The sequence below is a fragment of the Thermomonospora echinospora genome (assembly GCF_900108175.1).
Lineage (GTDB): Bacteria > Actinomycetota > Actinomycetes > Streptosporangiales > Streptosporangiaceae > Thermomonospora > Thermomonospora echinospora.
In genome coordinates, this window is record NZ_FNVO01000019.1 from 60082 (window position 1) to 77451 (window position 17370).

Here is a 17370-nt window from a genome sequence, read left to right on the forward strand (position 1 = left end):
GGCCATCGTCAGCGCGTCGCGTTCGTGAAGTCGACGCTGTTCAGCGGCCCGTAGACGACACCGTCGACTCCGGAACCGAGCCCATAGCTGTAGATCTGCTTGTACAGCGGGATGTAGCAGTGCTTCTGCACGACCCCGATGGTGTTGAGCTCGTCGTAAATGCCCTGCGCCGCTTCGGTGCCCTTCTGCTCCAGCGCCTTGGCCACCAGCTTGTCGATCTCCGGGTCCGGGCAGTTGCCGGTGATCGAGACCGACTTCATGAAACCGCTGGCGAAGAAGTCGGGCACGGCCACGTTCGGAACCGCGCCGAAGATGAACAAGCCGTTGAGCTGGCGGCCGGCCACCTGCTTGACCAGTGTTCCGTAGTCGAGGGGCTGGTACTTCACCTTGAACCCCGCCTGCTCGAGGCTCGCGCCGACGGCCTCGGCGACCTCCTTCATGTTGGTGTACTGGGCGGGAGGGTAGGTGACGTTGATCGCCGGGGCCGACGAGCCGACGAGCTGCTTTGCCTGGTCAAGGTCGGCGGTGACCTTGGCCGTGGGCTGAGTCCCGGGCTTGACGTTGAGCAGGCCGCTGTCAGCGACGGCCTTGCCGCCGAAGATGCCCTGAACGATCTCGTCGCGGTTGATGGCCAGAGCGGCGGCCTCCCGCAGCTTGGCGTTGTCGAAGGGCGGCTTGGTCGTTTCGAGGAATCCGGTGATCTTCATGGCGGACTCGGTGCTGACGACCTTGAACCCGGCCTTCTTCGCCTGGTCCGCCTGGGCCGGTGGCAGGTCGAAGGAGACGTCGACGCTCTTGCTCTGCAGGAGTGCGAGACGCTGGGAGGCCTCGGTCGCCCAGGTGAAGGTCACCCCGGTGTTGGCCGGCTTCTCGCCCCAGTAGTCCGGGTTCGCCTTGACCGAGATCTCCCGGCCGGGCTTCGAACCGGCGAACAGGTACGGTCCGGTGCCGACGGGGGCGGCGGAGAAGCCCTCGGGCCCCTTCTCCTTGTAGTACTTCGGCGGGACCAGGTACACGTTGGTGAGCAGGTTCGGAATGTTGTACTGCGGACGCTTGGTCGTCACCACGACGGTCGTGTCGTCCGGGGCCTCGACCGAGGTGACGTTCGCGAAGTAGGTCTTCAGAATCGAAGTGTCGGCGTCGCGCGTGAGCAGCAGCGTGTCGACGACCGCGGAGGCGTCCGCCGCCTCACCGTTGCTGAACTTGATGCCCGAGCGCATCGTGAACGTCCACTTGGTCGGGGACGTCCGGGTCCAGTCGGTGATGATCCCGGTGCGCTCGGGCTCCAGGTTCGAGTCGGTGTTGATGAGCGGCTCGACCACGGTGGCCCAGACGACCTGCGCCGAGCGCGCGCCGGCGATCGGGTCCAGAGTGGCCGGCTGAGCATTGAGAAGCGCTCGGATGTCGGAAGTGTCCGACGAGCCGGCGCTCGAATCCCCTCCGCAACCGGCGACGCCCACCGCCATCACCGCCGCGGCCGCCACACCCGCCAGTCTCCGAAGAGTCAAGCCATTCTTGATCATTTGGATCCTCCACAGCGTCAGACTGTCCGCAGCGTCGGGCTGACAGCACTCGTGCGTCGCTCAGACCCAAGCCCGTGACGCTCGCCACAAAGTACCGACCAGCCGGTATCAAGTCAATGGCTCCACCAGGGGCATGCCGGATGCACCCGTCCAGGGCTCCAAGGTCAAGGCGTTACTTCATACCGACCGGCATGTATGATTGATTCATGTCGATCACAGTGACGGATGAGCACGGGGGGCGGGTCGCCAGGGTGACCTTCGACAACTCCGCGCGGGGGAACAGCTTCGACCTCCCCCTGTTGCGGGAGTTGACCGAAGCCCTGGAGACCGCAGCCGCGGGCCCATCCCGCGTCCTGATCCGCCTGGACATGGCCGGGAGGCACTTCTGCGGCGGTTGGGACACCTCCTCGTTCGAAGACCTGGCGAACGAGTCCGCAGAGACCGTGGCGAACCGTCTCCGCACCGGCGACGAACTACTCGACCGGATCAGACGCCTGCCCACCCCGGTGGTGGCGGCCGTCCGCGGCCAGGTCATCGGCTTCGGCGTCGGCCTGCTGAGCGCCCTGCATCTTCCCGTGGCGGACGCAGCGACCCGCGTCTCCCTGCCCGAGGCGCGGTTCGGGCTCGCTCCGGCCGGCGTGGGCCACGTGGTGACCCAGGCGTTGCCACGCGCGCAGGCCTACGCACTGCTGAGCGGGCTCACGACGGCGACCGGCCGTCAGCTGTTCTCCTGGGGCCTGGTCGCCCAGGTCGTGGACACGACCGACGACCTCGACGCGGCCGTCGCCAAGATGATCGACGGGCTTCTTGCAGTGCCGGGCGACACACTCCGCGCGGTCGTCGAGGTCGTCGAGTCGAGCCTGGAGACCGGCCTTCCCGACCATGCCTACGAAACGTCCGCGCGGACCATAGTCAGCGCCGGGCAGAAGGGAGACGCGCCGTGACGGATCCCACGTTCCGGCCGGGGGAAGCGGTCTGGGTCGAGTTGTGCACGCCCCGGCCCGAGAAGGCGGAGGACTTCTACCGCGCACTCCTCGGCTGGTCAGTGCGGCATGAACGACTCGGCGACTCGACGTACCGGATGTGCAGCGTCGACGGGCGTGATGTCGCCGGGATCTCCGAGGGGGCCCTTCACGGCGGACGGCCGCGCGGCTGGCTCACCTACTTCGCCATCGACGACGTCCACGGGGCGGCGCACAAGGCGGCCGCCCTAGGCGGCGAGCTGGTGACGGCACCGTGGTACCTGCCGGCGGCCGGGACCGGGGCGACGGTGATAGATCCTTTCGGCGCCGCCTTCGGCCTGTATCAGGGAGAGGCCCGCGCGGGCGTCCAGATGCTCAACCTCCCTGGGGCGCTCTGCTGGAACGAACTGAATACAGGCGAGCCACAGAAGTCGGTGTCGTACTACCAGTCACTGTTCCAATACGGAACCGAATCGCGCAGTGACACACCGACCGGGCAGCCCTACACGGTCCTGACACTCGGCGACGTCCCCGTGGCGGGCGTGCTGGAACTGGACAACAAGTGGCCGAATCTCGTGCCGTCGAAGTGGCTCCCCTATTTCAGTGTCACATCGCTCGACGAGGCGGTCGCCCGGACGAGCGAGCTCGGAGGCGTCCCGACCGTAGGGCCGATCGACGGCCCGAACGGCCGTCTGCACTTGGTGAAGGACCCGGGAGGGCACACGGTGTGCCTGATCCAACTCGAAAACGGCCTGCGACCCGACTACGTCTCTTCCCCCCAGGCGGTGACCCGATGATGACAGAACCGTTGTTCGAATCCACCCAGTTCCGCCGCGTGTGCGGCCAGTTCCCCACCGGCGTGACAGCGGTGACCGCCATGACCGCCGACGGGAGGCTGGCGGCGCTGACGGTGAACTCCTTCACCTCGGTTTCACTCGACCCCGCGAAGGTGCTGTTCTGCCTGGCGAACTCGTCATCGAGCTTCCAGACCCTGACAGAGGCGAAGCGCATCGCGATCCATATCCTGAACCAGGACCAGGAGGACGTCGCCCGGCGGTTCGCGACGTCGGGGCTCACCGGGGCGGAGAGGCTGGACGGTGTCAGGTGGATTCCCGGCCCGGACGGAATCCCCCTACTGCCGGGCACTCCGGCCATCCTCGCCGGACACCGCGACGAGATCATCACGAGCGGCGACCACGCGATCATCCTGGTGAGCGTGGACCACGTACACCTGAAGCCGACCGACACGCCGGCCCTGTCGTTCTACCAGGGCCGCTTCACCACACCGGTCGTCACCACGACAGAGTGACACCGGAACGCCCCGACTCCACCCGCCGCGTCGCCCGATCCCACTCACACCACGCACGCGCGGACCCACTGCCGGACGTATCCACACGGACGCGCCCCAGCCCCAGCGTGTGGTCCCCTTAAGGGTCCCCGCGTGCGGGGACCACCCGCCTCACTCGGTGAGGAGTCCCACGAGGACCAGCTCGCAGAACTGATCCGCGACCTCGTCGATCCCAAGGCTGCCGTCAGGATTGAACCACTGGAAAGCCGAGGCGCACAGGCCGAAGATGCCGAACGTGATGATGCGATCGTTCATCTCCCGGCGGAACGCACCGCCGTCGATGCCGCGCTGAACGGTCTCGTGGAAGATGGCCTCGAGCGTGTCCCGCTTTTCGGTGACCGACCGGAGCCGGTCCCCGGTAAGGTGCCGCCTATCCTGGTAGAAGATCGCGACATGCGCCCGATAGGTGGAGATCCCGGCGAGGCTGAGGCGGATGAGGGCGCGAAGCTGCTCGACGGGATCCAGACCTCTTTCAACGATCTCCCGGGCCGCCTCGATCTGGGTGTCGAGGTACTCATTCTGGATATGCCAGAGCAAGTCCTCCTTGCTCCGGAAGTGATGGTAGAACGCGCCCTTGGTGAGGTTGGCGCCCACAACGATCTGCTTGAGTGTGGTGCGGTCGAAACCTTCCCGCTCGAACAGGTGGAGCGCGCTGTCGATGATCTCCCGGCGGGTTCGCTGCGGATCGTAGCCGTCAGACCATCTCCAGCCGGCGTCAGCGCTCCGGGAGGTCGTGATCTCCTCCGCCGGCGCGTCCGGAGCCTTCTCTCCAGCGGCCGCGTCCTTCTCCGCCGCCGTGACTGCGGCATCTCCTGCCATTCGCACCCCTCACAGTGTCGGTCACGGATAGTAACGGAACAGGATCTCCGCCACACAGCACGTGGTGGCGTCGTTCGCGAACTCCACGACCACGGACGCCTTGGCCTGAACTCCTTCGGATCCGTCGTCTCCGACGGAGATCCGCTCGGCCGAGGTGAGCGTGGCGACACCCTGGATTTCAGTGCCCGGTGGAAGCGGCTTGACGAACCGTACTCGGTCGAGCCCGTAGTTGACGCCCATCGAGAAACTCTCAATGGTGAGAATGTCCTCAAGAAGCCGGGGGACGAGCGCCAGCGTCAGGAAGCCATGGACGATGGTGCCGCCGAAAGGACCGGCCTTGGCCCTCTCGACGTCAACGTGGATCCACTGGTGGTCCCCCGTGACGTCGGCGAACCGATCGATCTCTTCCTGAGTCACCACCCGCACTTCACTGGCACCGAGTTCCCTGCCGACCAGGTCGAGCAGCTCGTGCGGCTCTCGAAGGATGGTTCGCTGGGGCGTCCGCATGGTGGTGGATACTCCATTCCGACTGGTCGTAATGTAATTCTACGGCAGCGACGCCTCAGCGCAGTCGCTGCGCGGCCTCATGGCTTGTGATCTGAGCGGCGATGTGCTCTCGGAGTGTGCCGGTCTCGCGTGCCCAGGCACTGTCGTCGCCGACGGGCCGAGCGACCTTGAGCATCCGAGCGACCGCAGGGGCTTCGAGGGCCGCGATACTCCGCGCGATCGCGGCGACGTGATCGTCGAGTTCGGAGTCGGCGACCACTTCACTGACGAGGCCACGGAGTGCGGCCTCGTCAGCGGACCAGGTTTCACCGGTGATCAGGAGCCTCCGTGCGAGGGCCGGGCCCACGGCCGAGGGCAGCATGGCGCTGGAGCCCCATCCGGGTACCTGGCCGACCGCCACATGGCGATCCCCGAGGCGTGCGCTTCGGGCGGCAACGGCGATGTCACAGGCAAGGAGGAGTTCGAGTCCACCGCCATACGCGGCTCCGTTGACAGCGGCGATGGTGGGCTTCTCGGCCGAGCGGAGCCGCCGGGCGAGGTCTCGTCCACGGTCGAGGAACTCCCACAGCGCGGACGGATTCCCTAGCAGGCTCCTGCCCTCGGTCAGGTCGGCTCCGGCACAGAAACTGCTGCCCGTACCGGTGAGGACGAGGACCCGGACCCCGGGTTCGACGGCCCGGTCGAGCCAGTTCTCAAGGCCGGCCATGACCTCGGAGCTACAGGCGTTGCCGGCCTCGGGGCGATCGATACGGGCCCAGAGCGCCGACTCGCGGCGGTCGATGACGACGGGGCTCATCGGACGACCGCGCAGAGCTTGCCGAAGGCGTCTCCGCCGAGCATTCGCTTCGCCAGGACCCGGATGTCGTCGAGCCCGACAGTGCTGTCGATCGTGGGCCGGATCCGGTGCCGTTCGATGAAGTCGACCAGGGCTGCGAACTCCTCGCGCGTTCCCATGGTCGACCCTTGTACGGTGATCTCACGGGCGAACAACCGGGCGAGGTTCAGCGGCGTGGTGAATCCGGTCGACGCACCGCAGACGACGATCGTGCCGCCGGCCCTGGTGGACATCACCGAGTGGTCGAAGGTGGCCGGGCCAACGGATTCGATGACGATGTCCGCGAGTTCGGGTACGCGTTCTCCCGTCGGGAGAGCGACGTCCGCTCCCACCTCGAGCGCGCGCTCGCGCTTCGCCGCAGAGCGCGAGGTGACGATGACGGAGGCCCCGGCCGCCTTCGCGAGTGCGATGACCGCAGTGGACACTCCCCCTCCGGCACCCTGGACGAGGACGGTCTGGCCAGCCCGGATCCGAGCCTTTGTAAACAACATCCGGTAGGCGGTGAGCCAGGCCGTGGGGATGGCGGCGGCCTCTTCCCACGTCAGGTGGGCAGGCTTCGGCACGACGCCGCCGGCGGGCACGACCGCCTGTTCGGCGAGCAGTCCGTACCCGCGATCGCTGAGGAGAACGGAGTGGGCGAGGCTTCTTCCCTGCGTCGGGAGTACCGGATAGACAAGGACCTCTTGGCCCTCGCAGATGCCGGCTCCATCGCTGCCGATGACGTGAGCCGCTCCGCCGGGAACGGTTGCGACGCCCTGAAGCATCCAGAGGTCGTGCATGTTGAGCGCACCAGCGTAGATGTCGACGCGGGACCAGCCATCGGGCACCTCGGGGAGGTCGAGATCCCCGACTTCGATGGCGTTGACGGGATCTTCGGCCAAGGGAGTGGTGAAGTAGGCGGCTCTCATGCGGCGGTCCTGAACTTCGTCATTGAGACTCCTCCCCGGTGACCCGGTCGAATGGTTTGTCCTCGTAGGGAAACCGCTCTCCCCACCCATCGAGATAGGCGACCTGGTTCACGGGTCTGCGCGACGCGGCCTTGAACCCGGTGCCCTTGGTGTAAGCGACCGGAAGCATGGCGATCTGGAGGACGCCATCGGGGATCCCGAGGATCTCCGCCGCCTGCCGGGCGTGGTGCAGGTGCAGCGTGGTGATCACGGTTCCGAGTCCACGGGCGCGCAGGGCCAGGTTGAACTGCCAGACCGCCGGATAGATCGATCCGTAGAGCGCGGAGCCGGTGCCCGAAGCGCCCTCGGCGGGATCAGGACGTGTGGCGCACGGGATGACGAGGTAGGGAGCCCGGCCGATGGTGCGGGCCAGGTGGTCGGCTCCGCGAAGGATACGCCGGGTGCGATCGCTGACCTGCCCGTCCGCGCCGACTCCGCCGAGGCGGCCCTTGACCTCCTGGGCCTCTGCTCCCGCGGCGCTGTGGAGCGGTTTGCAGACGTACTCCTCGTATGCGGCGAGATAGAGCTCGGCAAGCTCGGCCTTGCGTTCGGTGTCGCCGACCACGACCCAACGCCAGTCCTCCGCGTTTCCCCCCGTGGGCGCCTGGAGGGCGAGTTGGAGGCACTCCCCGATCACGCCGACAGGCACGTGCCTGTCGTAGTCGAGGCGAAGCCTGACTGCCCGCGTGGTGGTGAGGACGTGATTGAGGTCGGTGAACGGAAGCCCGCTGCTCATGTCCCTGGATCTCCGATACACATCACTACCATCTTTTCATACCAGCTGGCCGGAATCTACTGGCCATGGTGACGCTGTGGGTGACGCCGTGGGGGCGGAGGCGGTTGTGACAGGTCACAGTGCGGCCGTGGAGACCGTTGGGAGCCCTTGACCCGAGGGTGAGGTGATCGGAAGCTGATCGGGACTCCGGCCCGGAACCACCCCGACGCTACGCGTCCCGGTCAGAGAGGCCCAGACGTGATGTTCCGACGACTAGCCGCCGCAGTGGCGGCTGTTCTCCTCGTCTCCACCATGGTGGCGGGCGCCGCGCAGGCGGCGCCGCCCCAGCGGCACCGTCCAGTGATCTTCGTCCACGGGTTCAGCGGGTCCGGTGCCCAGTTCGAGACGCAGGCGCGGCGGCTGGCCTCCAACGGCTACCCGGCCGACCTCATCGAGGCCCACGAGTACGACTCGCTGTTCGCGGAGAACACGCGGGAGGAGGTCTACGCGGGGCTTGACGCGCGGATCGCGCGGCTGCGCGCCAAGGCGGGGACGGACAAGGTCGACCTGTTCGCCCACTCGCTCGGCACCACCCTCATGCAGGCGTACCTGCGCAGCTCGCCCGCGCGAGCGGCGACCGTCGCGCACTATGTCAACCTGGACGGCGCGTCCTCGGCCGACCAGCCGGGCGGGGTGCCCACCCTGGCCATTTGGGGCGAAGGGCCCACGACACGGGCGGTCGGCGGGGCACGCAACGTCTACCTCTCCGATCAGGCCCACACCCAGACGGTGACCTCCCCCGAGACCTTCACCGAGGCCTACCGGTTCCTCACCGGGCAGTCGCCGCGCACCACCGCGATCGTCCCGCAGCCTCCGGGGCACACCCGGCTGTCCGGACGCGCCGTGCTGTTCCCCGCCAACGTCGGTGCCGAGGGCGCCAGCCTGGAGGTCTACCGGGTGGACCCGCGTACCGGCCAGCGCAAGACCCGTAAGCCCGAGGCGACCTTCAAGATCGCTGGGGACGGGTCCTGGGGGCCGTTCAAGGCCAATGGGAGCGCCTACTACGAGTTCGCGGTCGTGTGGGGCAATGTGTCCACCCACCACCTGTACTTCCAGCCGTTCCTGCGTTCGGACAACTTCGTCCGGCTGCTGACCAGCCGTCCCGGCGAGGGGCTCGCGTCCCAGGTCGAGACCGGTGACCACCACTCCGCCCTGACGATCAACCGGCAGAAGGAATGGTGGGGCGACCAGGGCGCCGCGGGCGACTCGCTGCGGATCAACGGGCAGGAGGTCCTGAACGCCGCCAACACTCCGCGGACCAAGCGCGCGATCGGCATCTTCGCCTACGACGCCGGGGTGGACGGCGTCACCGACCTGACCGCGCCGATCCCCGTGTTCGCCGCGCAGCCGTTCATCACCGGAATCGACTTCTTCATGCCGGCGAGCACGAAGAGCTCGATCTCCCTGGTGTCCCAGCAGCGCGGGGGCGGTGGCCGCACCGACACGTTGACGGTCCCGGCCTGGCCGTCAAGCCAAGACCGCATCTCGGTGCAGTTCAACGACCACCTCCAAGCGTCACAGGGCTGACCCATCGGTCGTCTTCCAGGACCTGCGGAAGCGCGAGCGCCACGAACACCGGCGGGTCCTGGAAGACGGCGGTGTGCTCGATTTCGGACCTCCCCGGCGATGTCGGAGGCTCAGATCGTTGGTTCTCAGCCGGCCCGGGCCTTCCCACACCTGCCAGATCTCCTTCTTCAACTCTTCGTCACGCACCGCACGAGCCGATGGTTCCAGCCGCGTTTCTTCGCCGCCCAATACGTCGACGGCGCAACATCCAGCACACCGCAGATCGGCTCCACACCGAACCGGTCCCGGTGAGCATCGATGAACTCGACCAGCGCTGCAGTCTCGGGTCGAGTTCCCGGGCAAAATACGCGGACGCCGCTTTCCGGATCTCGTTCGCCCGCCGCAGCACGGCGTTCTCCCGCCGCAGCCGCTTGAGTTCGGCCGACTCCTGACTGGTCGTTCCAGGCCGTGCGCCGGCGTCGACCTCGGCCTTGCGCCCCCGGCTGCGCACCGTCTCGGCGTGACCGATGCCGAGCTTGGCCGCCGGTGGTCCGGGGGCGTCGTTCGCGCGTGTCTCCCGATCCAGGTGGTTCAGTATGGAAATGGTTATCATTAACATCTATCGTGATGGGTGGCGGGACCTCGCGACAGGCGCGTACATGTCCCGTTCGCCGCCTGTGAGCACCGGTGAGGAGCGCCATGAAGCGTGGACGGCATGCGGCCGTGATCGGCTGTGGGATCTCGGGACTGACGGCGGCGGCCGTGTCGGCCAGGTGCTTCGAGCGGGTGACCGTCGTGGAGCGCAACGTCCTTCCCGAGGGGCCCGGTTTCCGGTCCGAGGTGCCCCAGAGCCGCCACCTGCACTCGCTCATGGGAGCGAGGCAGCGGGCGCTGGACGAACTGCTGCCGGGGTTCACCGAGGAGCTGTACGAGGCGGGCGCGGTGCCGCTGCGCACCACGTACGACCACCTGTGGCTGAGCCCGGCGGGCTGGTGCAGCCGGTTCCATCCGCCCTCCCATGTCGTGCCCTCGGCGACCAGGGAACCGATCGAGTGGATCGTGCGGCGCCGCGTCGCCCAGATCCCCCAGGTGAGCCTGCGCGAGGGGCGGCAGGTGCGGGATCTGACGGTCGACTCCGGGCGTACACGCGTAACGGGTGTACGGGCCTCCGCCGGCGGCTCGGAGGAGGAGATCCCGGCGGACCTGGTGGTGGACGCCTCCGGCCGCAGGTCACGCATCCCGCAGTGGCTAGCCGCCATGACGGCCCAGGCCCTGGGGACGCTGCTGGCGGAGCGCGGCGGTGACGTCGAGGACTGCGCCGTGATCTCGACCGGCCCGGCCGACCGATGATGCCCCGGACGCACCCTGGTACCCCCGCCGAGACCGCGCACCGCGCCGGGCTCACGGTGCTCGGTCCCGCCGACCTGACGTCCCTGCCACAGCAGGTCCGGCGGCTTGACCTGGCGGTGCTGACCGGCATCGCCGCCTTCCTGGACGCCGCCACCTCACTGCACAGCCCCGAACCCCTGGCCCCCGAGGACGCCGCCCGCCAGGCCGGGGCCGCCCCACGGCACGCCTGGATCCTCGGTCACTGGCTCCGCGCGCTGGCCGACGAGGGATGGGTCACCCGGTGCGACGACGGCGCCTTCCACAGCCTGCGCAGGTTCCGGCGCGCCGAGCTCGTCGCCGCCCGGGAGGACGTCGACCAGGCACGCCGCTCACTGGGCTACCCGGCCGAGCTGACCCGCTACCTGCTCGACTCGCTACGTCATCTGCCCGGGCTGCTGCGGGACGAGATCAGCGCGCAGGCGCTGCTGTTCCCCGATGGGGACCTCCAAGTCGCGGGCGCCGCCTACCGTCACAACATCATCAACGCCTACCTGAACGCGGCGGCGGTGGAGAGCGTCCACCGGCTGCCGCGAACGGATGCGGCCACCGGCAGAGTGCTGGAGCTGGGGGCGGGCACCGGTTCCCTCACCGCCGACCTGCTGCCCGTGCTGGCCAGGCGCACCACCGAGTACCTGTTCACCGATCTGTCGCCGTTCTTCCTGCATCCAGCCCGCCGACGCTTCGCTGCGCACCCGTTCGTCCGCTACGAGACGCTGGGTCTGGACGACGATCTGACGGCGCGGTACGGGGCGGCGGCGTTCGACCTGGTAATCGCCGTCAATGCGGCGCACAACACCGTCCACGCCGGCGCCCTGCTGGAACGCGTCGCCGGTCTGCTGGCTCCCGGCGGCACGCTGCTGCTCATCGAGACCTGCCACGAGCACCATCAGTCGCTCGTGTCCATGCCGTTCCTGCTGTCGGCCCGTCCAGGCGCCCCGCGCACCGAACGGCTGGATCACCGGGCGGGCACGTCGCGCACCTACCTGACCCGGCAGGAGTGGCTGGACGCGTTCACCACCGCCGGTCTGCGTCCCCTGCTGGACCTGCCGTCCCCCGGCCATCCCCTGGCCGCTTTCTCACAACTTCTGCTCATCGCCCAACGCTGAAGCCCGATCGGAGAAGCCGATGACTCCTTCCTCCTCCAGTCCCGATGTCACCGACTCCATCGAGGCCGAGCTGAGCCGCATCTGGGGTGAACTGCTCGACCTCGATCCCGCCGGCATCCCGCCCGACACCGGCTTCCTGCGCCTGGGCGGTGACTCGGTCCTGGCCGTACGGATGTCGGCGATGGTCCGCAAACGGCTGGCGGTCGAGCTGGCGCTGTCGGACGTGACGGTGGAGATCACCCTCGACCACCTGGCGGACCTGGTCCGGCGGCGGGCGTCCGGCGAAGGGGCGGCCCGCGCGCTGCCGGTGGAGATCGAACGCCGTCCCGACCCGTCCGCGTCGTTCCCTCTCATGCCCCTCCAGCAGGGCTACTTCGTGGGGCAGCACGACGGGTGGGAGCTGTCCTATGACTCGGCGCACTTCTACGGCGACGTCGGTCTCGTCGGCGTGGACGGCGACGAGGCCGCCGACGCGCTGGAGGACGCGCTGACGCGGCTGGCCCTGCACCAGCCCATGCTGCGCGCCCGCATCACCCCGGAGGGAGAGCAGTACGTCCTGCCGCCCGACTCCCCCGGAGCGATCCCCCGGCCCCGCGTGTACGACCTCCGCGAGGCCGCCCCGGACGAGGTGGAGGCTCATCTGCGGGCCGTCCGGAACGAGATGAGGACCACCGGGCCGAATCCACTCGACGGCCCTGGCCTGGACATCCGGCTCAGCCTGCTGCCGGGCGACCGCGGGCGGTTGCACACGGCGATGAGCCTGCTGACGCTGGACGGCTGGTCGGCGACGCTGCTCAACCGGGAGCTGCTCACGCTGGCGGCCGACTGGAACGCCGTGCTGGCCCCCCTGGGCGTGGACTTCGGCGACTATGTGACCTCGCTGGGCCGGTTGCGTGACACCGAGGCGTACGCCGCCGACCGGGACTGGTGGTGGGAGCGGCTCGACGGCGCGCCCGCCCCGCCCGCACTGCCGCTGCACACCGACCCCCGCGACGTGCGGCCCACCACCATGGGGACCCGGGAGGACCGGCTGGCGGCGGAACGCTGGACGGCCCTCCGCGAACGCTGTGCCGCCCATGGGGTCACGCCGTCGGCCGCCATGGTGACGGCCTTCGGCGTGGTGCTCGCCCGCTGGGCCGGGCACCGGCGGATGCTGCTGAACTCCCTGCAGCTCAACAGGCTGCCGCTGCACCCCGACATCCACCGGGTCATCGGGGCGTTCGCCACCACCATGCTGCTGCCGGTGGAGCTGGAGCGGGGCCGCACGTTCACCGAGTTGGCCGGCGACGTGCAGCGGACCTTCACCGAGCATGCCGCCCACAACCTGGTCTCCGGGGTGGAGGTTTCGCGTGAGCTGGCCCGGCGTCGCGGCACCACCCGGCCGATCGGGCCCGTGGTCTTTCAGAGCACCCTCGGCATGGACGCCGCGATGGGTGAGCGGCAGGCCGAGTCCGCGGGACCACTGGGCGAGCTGGTCTTCGACGACTTCCATCACCAGCTGCGCACCCCGCAGGTGGCGCTAGAGGTGCGCTTTTACGAGGTGCGCGAGGAGATGGCGATCGTCTTCTCCCTGGTGGAGGAGCTGTTCGACGCCGACCAGGTGGACGCCGCCTTCACCGACCTGCTGACGCTGATCGGGTCCCTGGCCGATGGCCCGGGCTGGGACCGGGTGGTCGAGTTGCCCGCTGTCGGCGACCCCGAGGGCGCCACCGGTGACCTGTCGCTGGACCGGCTGCCCGAACGCGGCGCCGACCAGCAGGAGGGCCCGCCGGCCGACGAGCTGGAACAGCGGATCTGCGAGCTGTGGGAGGAGATCCTGGGGGTGCCGGTGCTGGACCGTGCCACCGGCTTCTTCTCCCTCGGCGGCGACTCGCTGCTGGCGGTCCGCGCCCTGGCCAGGATCGCCAAGGAGGTCGGCACCGCGCCGAGCGTCCGTGAGTTCCTCGACGCTCCGACGGTGGCCGGGCTGGCGGCGGCGGTCCGCGCCAGGCTGGAGGGTTCGCGGCGATGACCGTGATCGGAGTCCTCGGCGGCTCGGGCACCGTGGGCCGGGTCGTCGTGGACCGGCTGACCGAATACGGGCTGGGCCGGCTGCGCGTCGGCGGGCGCGACCTGGACCGGGCGGCGGCCGTCTGCCGGGCGTTCCCCCAGGCCACGGCGGAGCCCATGCGCGTGGACCTGCATGATCCTCAAAACCTGCGCGAATTCTGCACCGGCTGTGATGTCGTGGTGAACTGCGCCGGCCCGTCCTACCAAGTGCTGGACGCGGTGGCGCGGGTCGCGCTGGCGGCCGGAGCGCACTACGTCGACGCCGCCGGGGACCTGGCGGCCATCGACGCGCTGGAGTCCGCTCCCCCGCCGGAGCTGGATGAACGCGCCGCGGTGTTCTCCGCCGGGCTGATGCCGGGACTGTCCGGGCTACTGCCCCGCCTGCTGGCGACCGGTCCGCTGGCGCGCCTGGACGTCTATGTGGGAGGTGCCGCCCGCATCGGCGAGCTGTCGGCCGTGGACGCGCTGCTCACGCGCGGCCCGCAGTTCGGCACCGCCCTGGCGGTCTGGCGGGACGGCCGGATCGTACCGGGCGCCCTGGCCCCGCTGCGCGCGGTGACCCTGCCCGGGTTCCGGGGACGGGTGCACGCCTGGCCGTTCCTGTCGGTCGAGACGGCCCGGCTGGCCGCCGACCTGGGCGTCGGCGAGTTGCGCAACTACACGGTCTACGTCACCGAGGCCATCCCTCGGGCGCTGGCCGCCGCGTGGGCGGACGGCGGGCCGGCAGAACGCCACGTCCCCGCGGTGGTGGCGGCGGCGGACGCCGACATCGCCGCGACCGGCCCCTACTACACGCTGCTCTTCCAGGCCGTACCCGCTCCCGGGCAGCCGGCCGGGCCTGATCGGCCCCGCCGGCTGCTCCTGCAGACGCCCGACTCCTACGCGCTGAGCGGCGTCGTCGCGGCGATCACCGTGGGCGAGCTGCTGGAGGGCCGGATCAAGCCCGGGGCCCGGGCGGCGGCCGAGTGCCTGGACGCCGCCGACGTGTTCGCCAGGTTGACCGGTGACCCCCTGGTGACCGCGGCCGAACTGCACTGAACGAAACCGCCGGTACGAGACCTCGCTGGAAGGACATCGATGACCACGACCGAAGCCGACCGCGCCGACCAGGGGCTCGGCTATGCCGTCAACGCCCCCTACTACGACCTGATCTTTCCCGAGCAGGTACGGGACTTCCTGGCCGCCGCGCTGCGCCTGCTGCCGGAAGATGCCCGCGCGGTCGCCGAGATCGGCCCGGGCACGGGCCAGTTCACCGAGATCCTGGCGGGGATGCTGGGGCCGGAGGCGGAGATCTTCGCGATCGAGCCGGCCCGGGTGATGCGCGCGGCCCTGGTGACCCGGCTGGCCCGGCTGCCGGAGGCGGCCCGCAAGGTCACCGTGCTGCTCGAGGACGCCTTGACCGCGCAGATGGATGTCCCTTTGGACGGCGTGGTGCTGTTCAACCTGATCATGCACTTCTCCCCGGCCGACCGGCCTGCGCTGTGGAAGAAGTGGGCTGAGGCACTGCGGCCCGGCGGTGTGCTGCTGGTCGAGTCACAGTTCCCCCAGACGGCGGTCGCCGTCCCGCCCTCCGTGGTGCCCGGGCGGAGCCTGGGGCGTCACCGCTACGAGACCCTCTCGCGGGCGGAGACGGTCGGCGAGGACCTGATCCGGTGGGTGATGACCTACCGGACCCTGCGCGGCGACGTGGTGATGAGGGAGGAGACCGCCGAGTTCGACTGCCATGTCGTCTCCGACGAGACGTTGGCGGCCGAGCTGACGGCCGCCGGACTGGAGCCCCATCCGGACGCACCGGAGGGCGTCCAGGTCTGGCGACGCCCTCGGTGAGGTCAGCGGGCGGCGGACCCGTCCAGGACCCGCCGCAGTGTCGCGAGGACCGCATCACGCTGTGGCACCAGGTAGAAGTGGTCTCCGGGAAAGACCCGGACCTCTGCGGGGCCATGGGTGGCCCACCGCCACCGGCCGGCCTCGGCGACGGTCAGATCGGGGTCGCGGTCGCCGAGCAGCACCGTGACCGGGCATGCCAGCGGGGGCCGGCGCCGCGGCCGGTAGGTCTCGATCAGCCCGTAGTCCTCACGCACGTACCGCAGGATCACCGAGCGCAGCCCGGCGTCCCGCAGGACCTCCGGGGCGGTGCCGCCGAGGCGGGCCAGCTCGGCGGCCAGCCCGTCGTCGTCGAGCAGGTGCACCCGCCCGCCCCGTTCGTCGTGCGGAGCCTCCCGGCCGGAGACCAGCAGGTGAACGGGGGCGGGCCTGCCCCGGCCGAGCAGCTCGTGCGCCAGCTCGTAGGCCACTGTCGCGCCCATGCTGTGCCCGAACAGTGCGTAGGGGCGGCCGGTCAGTGGTTCGACGTCGTCGGCGAGTCCGCGGACCAGGTCGTGCAGGTCGCCGGGGAAAGGGTCGCCGAAACGGTCCTCCCTGCCCGGGTACTGAACGGCGACCAGCTCGGCCCAGGCCGGCAGCGCCCCCGCCCAGCCGGCGAAGAAGCTGGCCCCGCCGCCACCGTGGGGCAGGCAGATCAGCCGCAGCGCGGCCTGCGGGCGCGGATCGAAGCGACGCAGCCACGAACCGGAGGAAACCGGCATGGAGAACCCTCCTCAAATAATTGAACGTGATAATCATTTTCACACATGGCGGAACGGATCCGACGGGAGTGGGCGACGATGTACGACATGATCGTGGTGGGCGGCGGGCCCGCCGGCCTGAGCGCGGCGCTGGTCTTCGGGCGGCAGCGGCGCCGGGTGCTGGTGGTCGACGGGGGCAGGGTGCGCAATGCCCCGGCCACCGAGATGCACATGTATCTGAGCCGGGACGGGTTCCCGCCCGCGCGGCTGCTGGAGCTGGGCCGGGCGGAGCTGGCCGCCTACCCGTCCGTGGAGATCCGGCCCGGCACCGCGCGATCGGCGCGGGGCAAGAAGGACGACTTCGAGGTCGAGCTGGACGACGGCACGGTCGAGCGGGCCCGGCGGCTGGTGCTGGCCACCGGGCAGGTGGACGAGCCCTACCCGATCGAGGGACTGCGCGAGCGGTTCGGCCGCGGCGTCTATCACTGCCCCTTCTGCCACGGCTGGGAGACGCGCGACCGCTCCCTGGCCGTGCTCACCCGTGAGCCGATGGAGGCCATGCTCGCCCTGTACGTGGCCGACCGGTTCAGCGACGACGTGGTGCTGTGCACCCACGGGCCACTGGAGTTGCCCGCCGAGATCGCCGCCAAGCTGGACGAACGCGGCGTCCGCGTGATCGACGCCCCGGTGGCCCGGGTGACCGGCGAGCCGGGCGCCCTGGAACTGCACTTCACCGACGGCACCACCCTGGTCCGCCAGGACGTCTACCACCGGGCGCCCACCCGGCAGCACTCGGCGCTGGCCGCCGAGCTCGGCTGCGAGCTCAACGACGACGGCACCGTCCGGGTCAACGAGATGCAGGAGACCACGGTGCCCGGCGTGGCGGCGACCGGGGACACCGCCAAACTGCCGGCCGTCCCGGACGCCGTCACACTCGTCTCGCAGGGCGCCGCCGACGGGGTGCGCGCCGCGGTGTGGATGGAGGGCGACCTGTTCCGCTCCGACCTCGGCCTCTCCCCCTCCTGAGGCCAGGGCGACCG

General features: G+C 69.7%; 17 protein-coding genes, 1 pseudogene and 1 other annotated feature. Of the genes and pseudogenes, 10 read left to right on the forward strand and 8 right to left on the reverse strand.

Features of this window, described 5'->3' with window-relative positions:
- Positions 1-8: 8 nt before the first annotated feature.
- Positions 9-1508 (reverse strand): ABC transporter substrate-binding protein, encoded by a 1500-nt coding sequence (locus C4U03_RS30825; protein WP_160147146.1) that lies wholly within the window; start codon positions 1506-1508, stop codon positions 9-11.
- Between the two features lie 221 nt (positions 1509-1729).
- Between C4U03_RS30825 and C4U03_RS30830 the strand changes: the two genes are divergently transcribed.
- The 3 genes from C4U03_RS30830 to C4U03_RS30840 are packed head-to-tail and all read left to right on the forward strand — an operon-like array spanning position 1730 to position 3794.
- Positions 1730-2467 carry an enoyl-CoA hydratase/isomerase family protein gene (locus tag C4U03_RS30830; RefSeq protein WP_103942827.1) on the forward strand — a complete coding sequence of 246 codons (738 nt, stop codon included), beginning with the start codon at positions 1730-1732 and terminating at the stop codon, positions 2465-2467.
- Positions 2464-3282: a VOC family protein gene (locus C4U03_RS30835; protein ID WP_103942829.1), complete on the forward strand. Its 819-nt coding sequence runs from the start codon at positions 2464-2466 to the stop codon at positions 3280-3282. The genes C4U03_RS30830 and C4U03_RS30835 overlap by 4 nt, the downstream gene beginning before the upstream one ends.
- Positions 3282-3794: a flavin reductase family protein gene (locus C4U03_RS30840; protein WP_268817556.1), complete on the forward strand. Its 513-nt coding sequence runs from the start codon at positions 3282-3284 to the stop codon at positions 3792-3794. Before C4U03_RS30835 ends, C4U03_RS30840 begins: the two co-directional genes overlap by 1 nt.
- A 150-nt stretch (positions 3795-3944) precedes the next feature.
- On the opposite strand, the gene C4U03_RS30845 is transcribed toward C4U03_RS30840, so the two are convergent.
- The 5 genes from C4U03_RS30845 to C4U03_RS30865 are packed head-to-tail and all read right to left on the reverse strand — an operon-like array spanning position 3945 to position 7677.
- The gene (locus C4U03_RS30845) at positions 3945-4652 is read right to left on the reverse strand and encodes a TetR/AcrR family transcriptional regulator (RefSeq protein ID WP_103942832.1); all 708 of its coding nucleotides are present in this window, start codon (positions 4650-4652) and stop codon (positions 3945-3947) included.
- Between the two features lie 21 nt (positions 4653-4673).
- Complete coding sequence (locus C4U03_RS30850) at positions 4674-5159, reverse strand: MaoC family dehydratase (RefSeq protein ID WP_103942834.1); 486 nt, start codon at positions 5157-5159, stop codon at positions 4674-4676.
- Positions 5160-5214: 55 nt separating this feature from the next.
- Positions 5215-5955 (reverse strand): enoyl-CoA hydratase/isomerase family protein, encoded by a 741-nt coding sequence (locus C4U03_RS30855; RefSeq protein WP_103942837.1) that lies wholly within the window; start codon positions 5953-5955, stop codon positions 5215-5217.
- The gene (locus tag C4U03_RS30860; protein WP_103942839.1) at positions 5952-6902 is read right to left on the reverse strand and encodes a zinc-binding dehydrogenase; all 951 of its coding nucleotides are present in this window, start codon (positions 6900-6902) and stop codon (positions 5952-5954) included. Before C4U03_RS30860 ends, C4U03_RS30855 begins: the two co-directional genes overlap by 4 nt.
- Before the next feature lie 19 nt (positions 6903-6921).
- Entirely contained in the window at positions 6922-7677 is a 756-nt protein-coding gene (locus C4U03_RS30865; protein WP_103942841.1) for a nitroreductase family protein, read from the reverse strand.
- 240 nt (positions 7678-7917) lie between these two features.
- On the opposite strand from C4U03_RS30865, the gene C4U03_RS30870 reads away from it, so the two are divergent.
- The gene (locus C4U03_RS30870; protein ID WP_235018251.1) at positions 7918-9243 is read left to right on the forward strand and encodes a lipase/acyltransferase domain-containing protein; all 1326 of its coding nucleotides are present in this window, start codon (positions 7918-7920) and stop codon (positions 9241-9243) included.
- A gap of 206 nt (positions 9244-9449) precedes the next feature.
- Here the strand turns inward: C4U03_RS30870 and C4U03_RS42160 are convergent.
- Positions 9450-9661: pseudogene (locus C4U03_RS42160) on the reverse strand (IS3 family transposase); the annotation flags it as partial.
- Positions 9480-9593: a sequence feature (AL1L pseudoknot), on the reverse strand. (Overlaps the previous pseudogene by 114 nt.)
- A gap of 260 nt (positions 9662-9921) precedes the next feature.
- Between C4U03_RS42160 and C4U03_RS30880 the strand changes: the two are divergent.
- From C4U03_RS30880 to C4U03_RS30900, 5 genes are read left to right on the forward strand one after another with little or no spacing between them, the layout of a single operon-like run.
- A complete protein-coding gene (locus C4U03_RS30880; RefSeq protein ID WP_103942845.1) occupies positions 9922-10572 on the forward strand; it encodes an FAD-dependent oxidoreductase in 651 nt (216 codons plus the stop codon).
- Positions 10569-11717: a methyltransferase gene (locus tag C4U03_RS30885; protein WP_103942847.1), complete on the forward strand. Its 1149-nt coding sequence runs from the start codon at positions 10569-10571 to the stop codon at positions 11715-11717. Before C4U03_RS30880 ends, C4U03_RS30885 begins: the two co-directional genes overlap by 4 nt.
- A gap of 19 nt (positions 11718-11736) precedes the next feature.
- Positions 11737-13728, forward strand: coding sequence for a phosphopantetheine-binding protein (locus C4U03_RS30890; RefSeq protein WP_103942848.1), 1992 nt, complete (start codon positions 11737-11739; stop codon positions 13726-13728).
- Positions 13725-14804, forward strand: a complete 1080-nt coding sequence (locus C4U03_RS30895; RefSeq protein ID WP_103942850.1) for a saccharopine dehydrogenase NADP-binding domain-containing protein — start codon at positions 13725-13727, stop codon at positions 14802-14804. The genes C4U03_RS30890 and C4U03_RS30895 overlap by 4 nt, the downstream gene beginning before the upstream one ends.
- A 39-nt stretch (positions 14805-14843) precedes the next feature.
- On the forward strand, positions 14844-15593 hold the full coding sequence (locus C4U03_RS30900) for a class I SAM-dependent methyltransferase (protein WP_103942852.1): 750 nt from the start codon (positions 14844-14846) through the stop codon (positions 15591-15593).
- 2 nt (positions 15594-15595) lie between these two features.
- Here C4U03_RS30900 and C4U03_RS30905 read toward each other — a convergent pair whose 3' ends face one another.
- Positions 15596-16351: a thioesterase II family protein gene (locus C4U03_RS30905; RefSeq protein ID WP_103942854.1), complete on the reverse strand. Its 756-nt coding sequence runs from the start codon at positions 16349-16351 to the stop codon at positions 15596-15598.
- A 45-nt stretch (positions 16352-16396) separates the two neighbouring features.
- Between C4U03_RS30905 and C4U03_RS30910 the strand changes: the two genes are divergently transcribed.
- Positions 16397-17356, forward strand: a complete 960-nt coding sequence (locus C4U03_RS30910; RefSeq protein ID WP_235018252.1) for an NAD(P)/FAD-dependent oxidoreductase — start codon at positions 16397-16399, stop codon at positions 17354-17356.
- Positions 17357-17370: the final 14 nt, after the last annotated feature.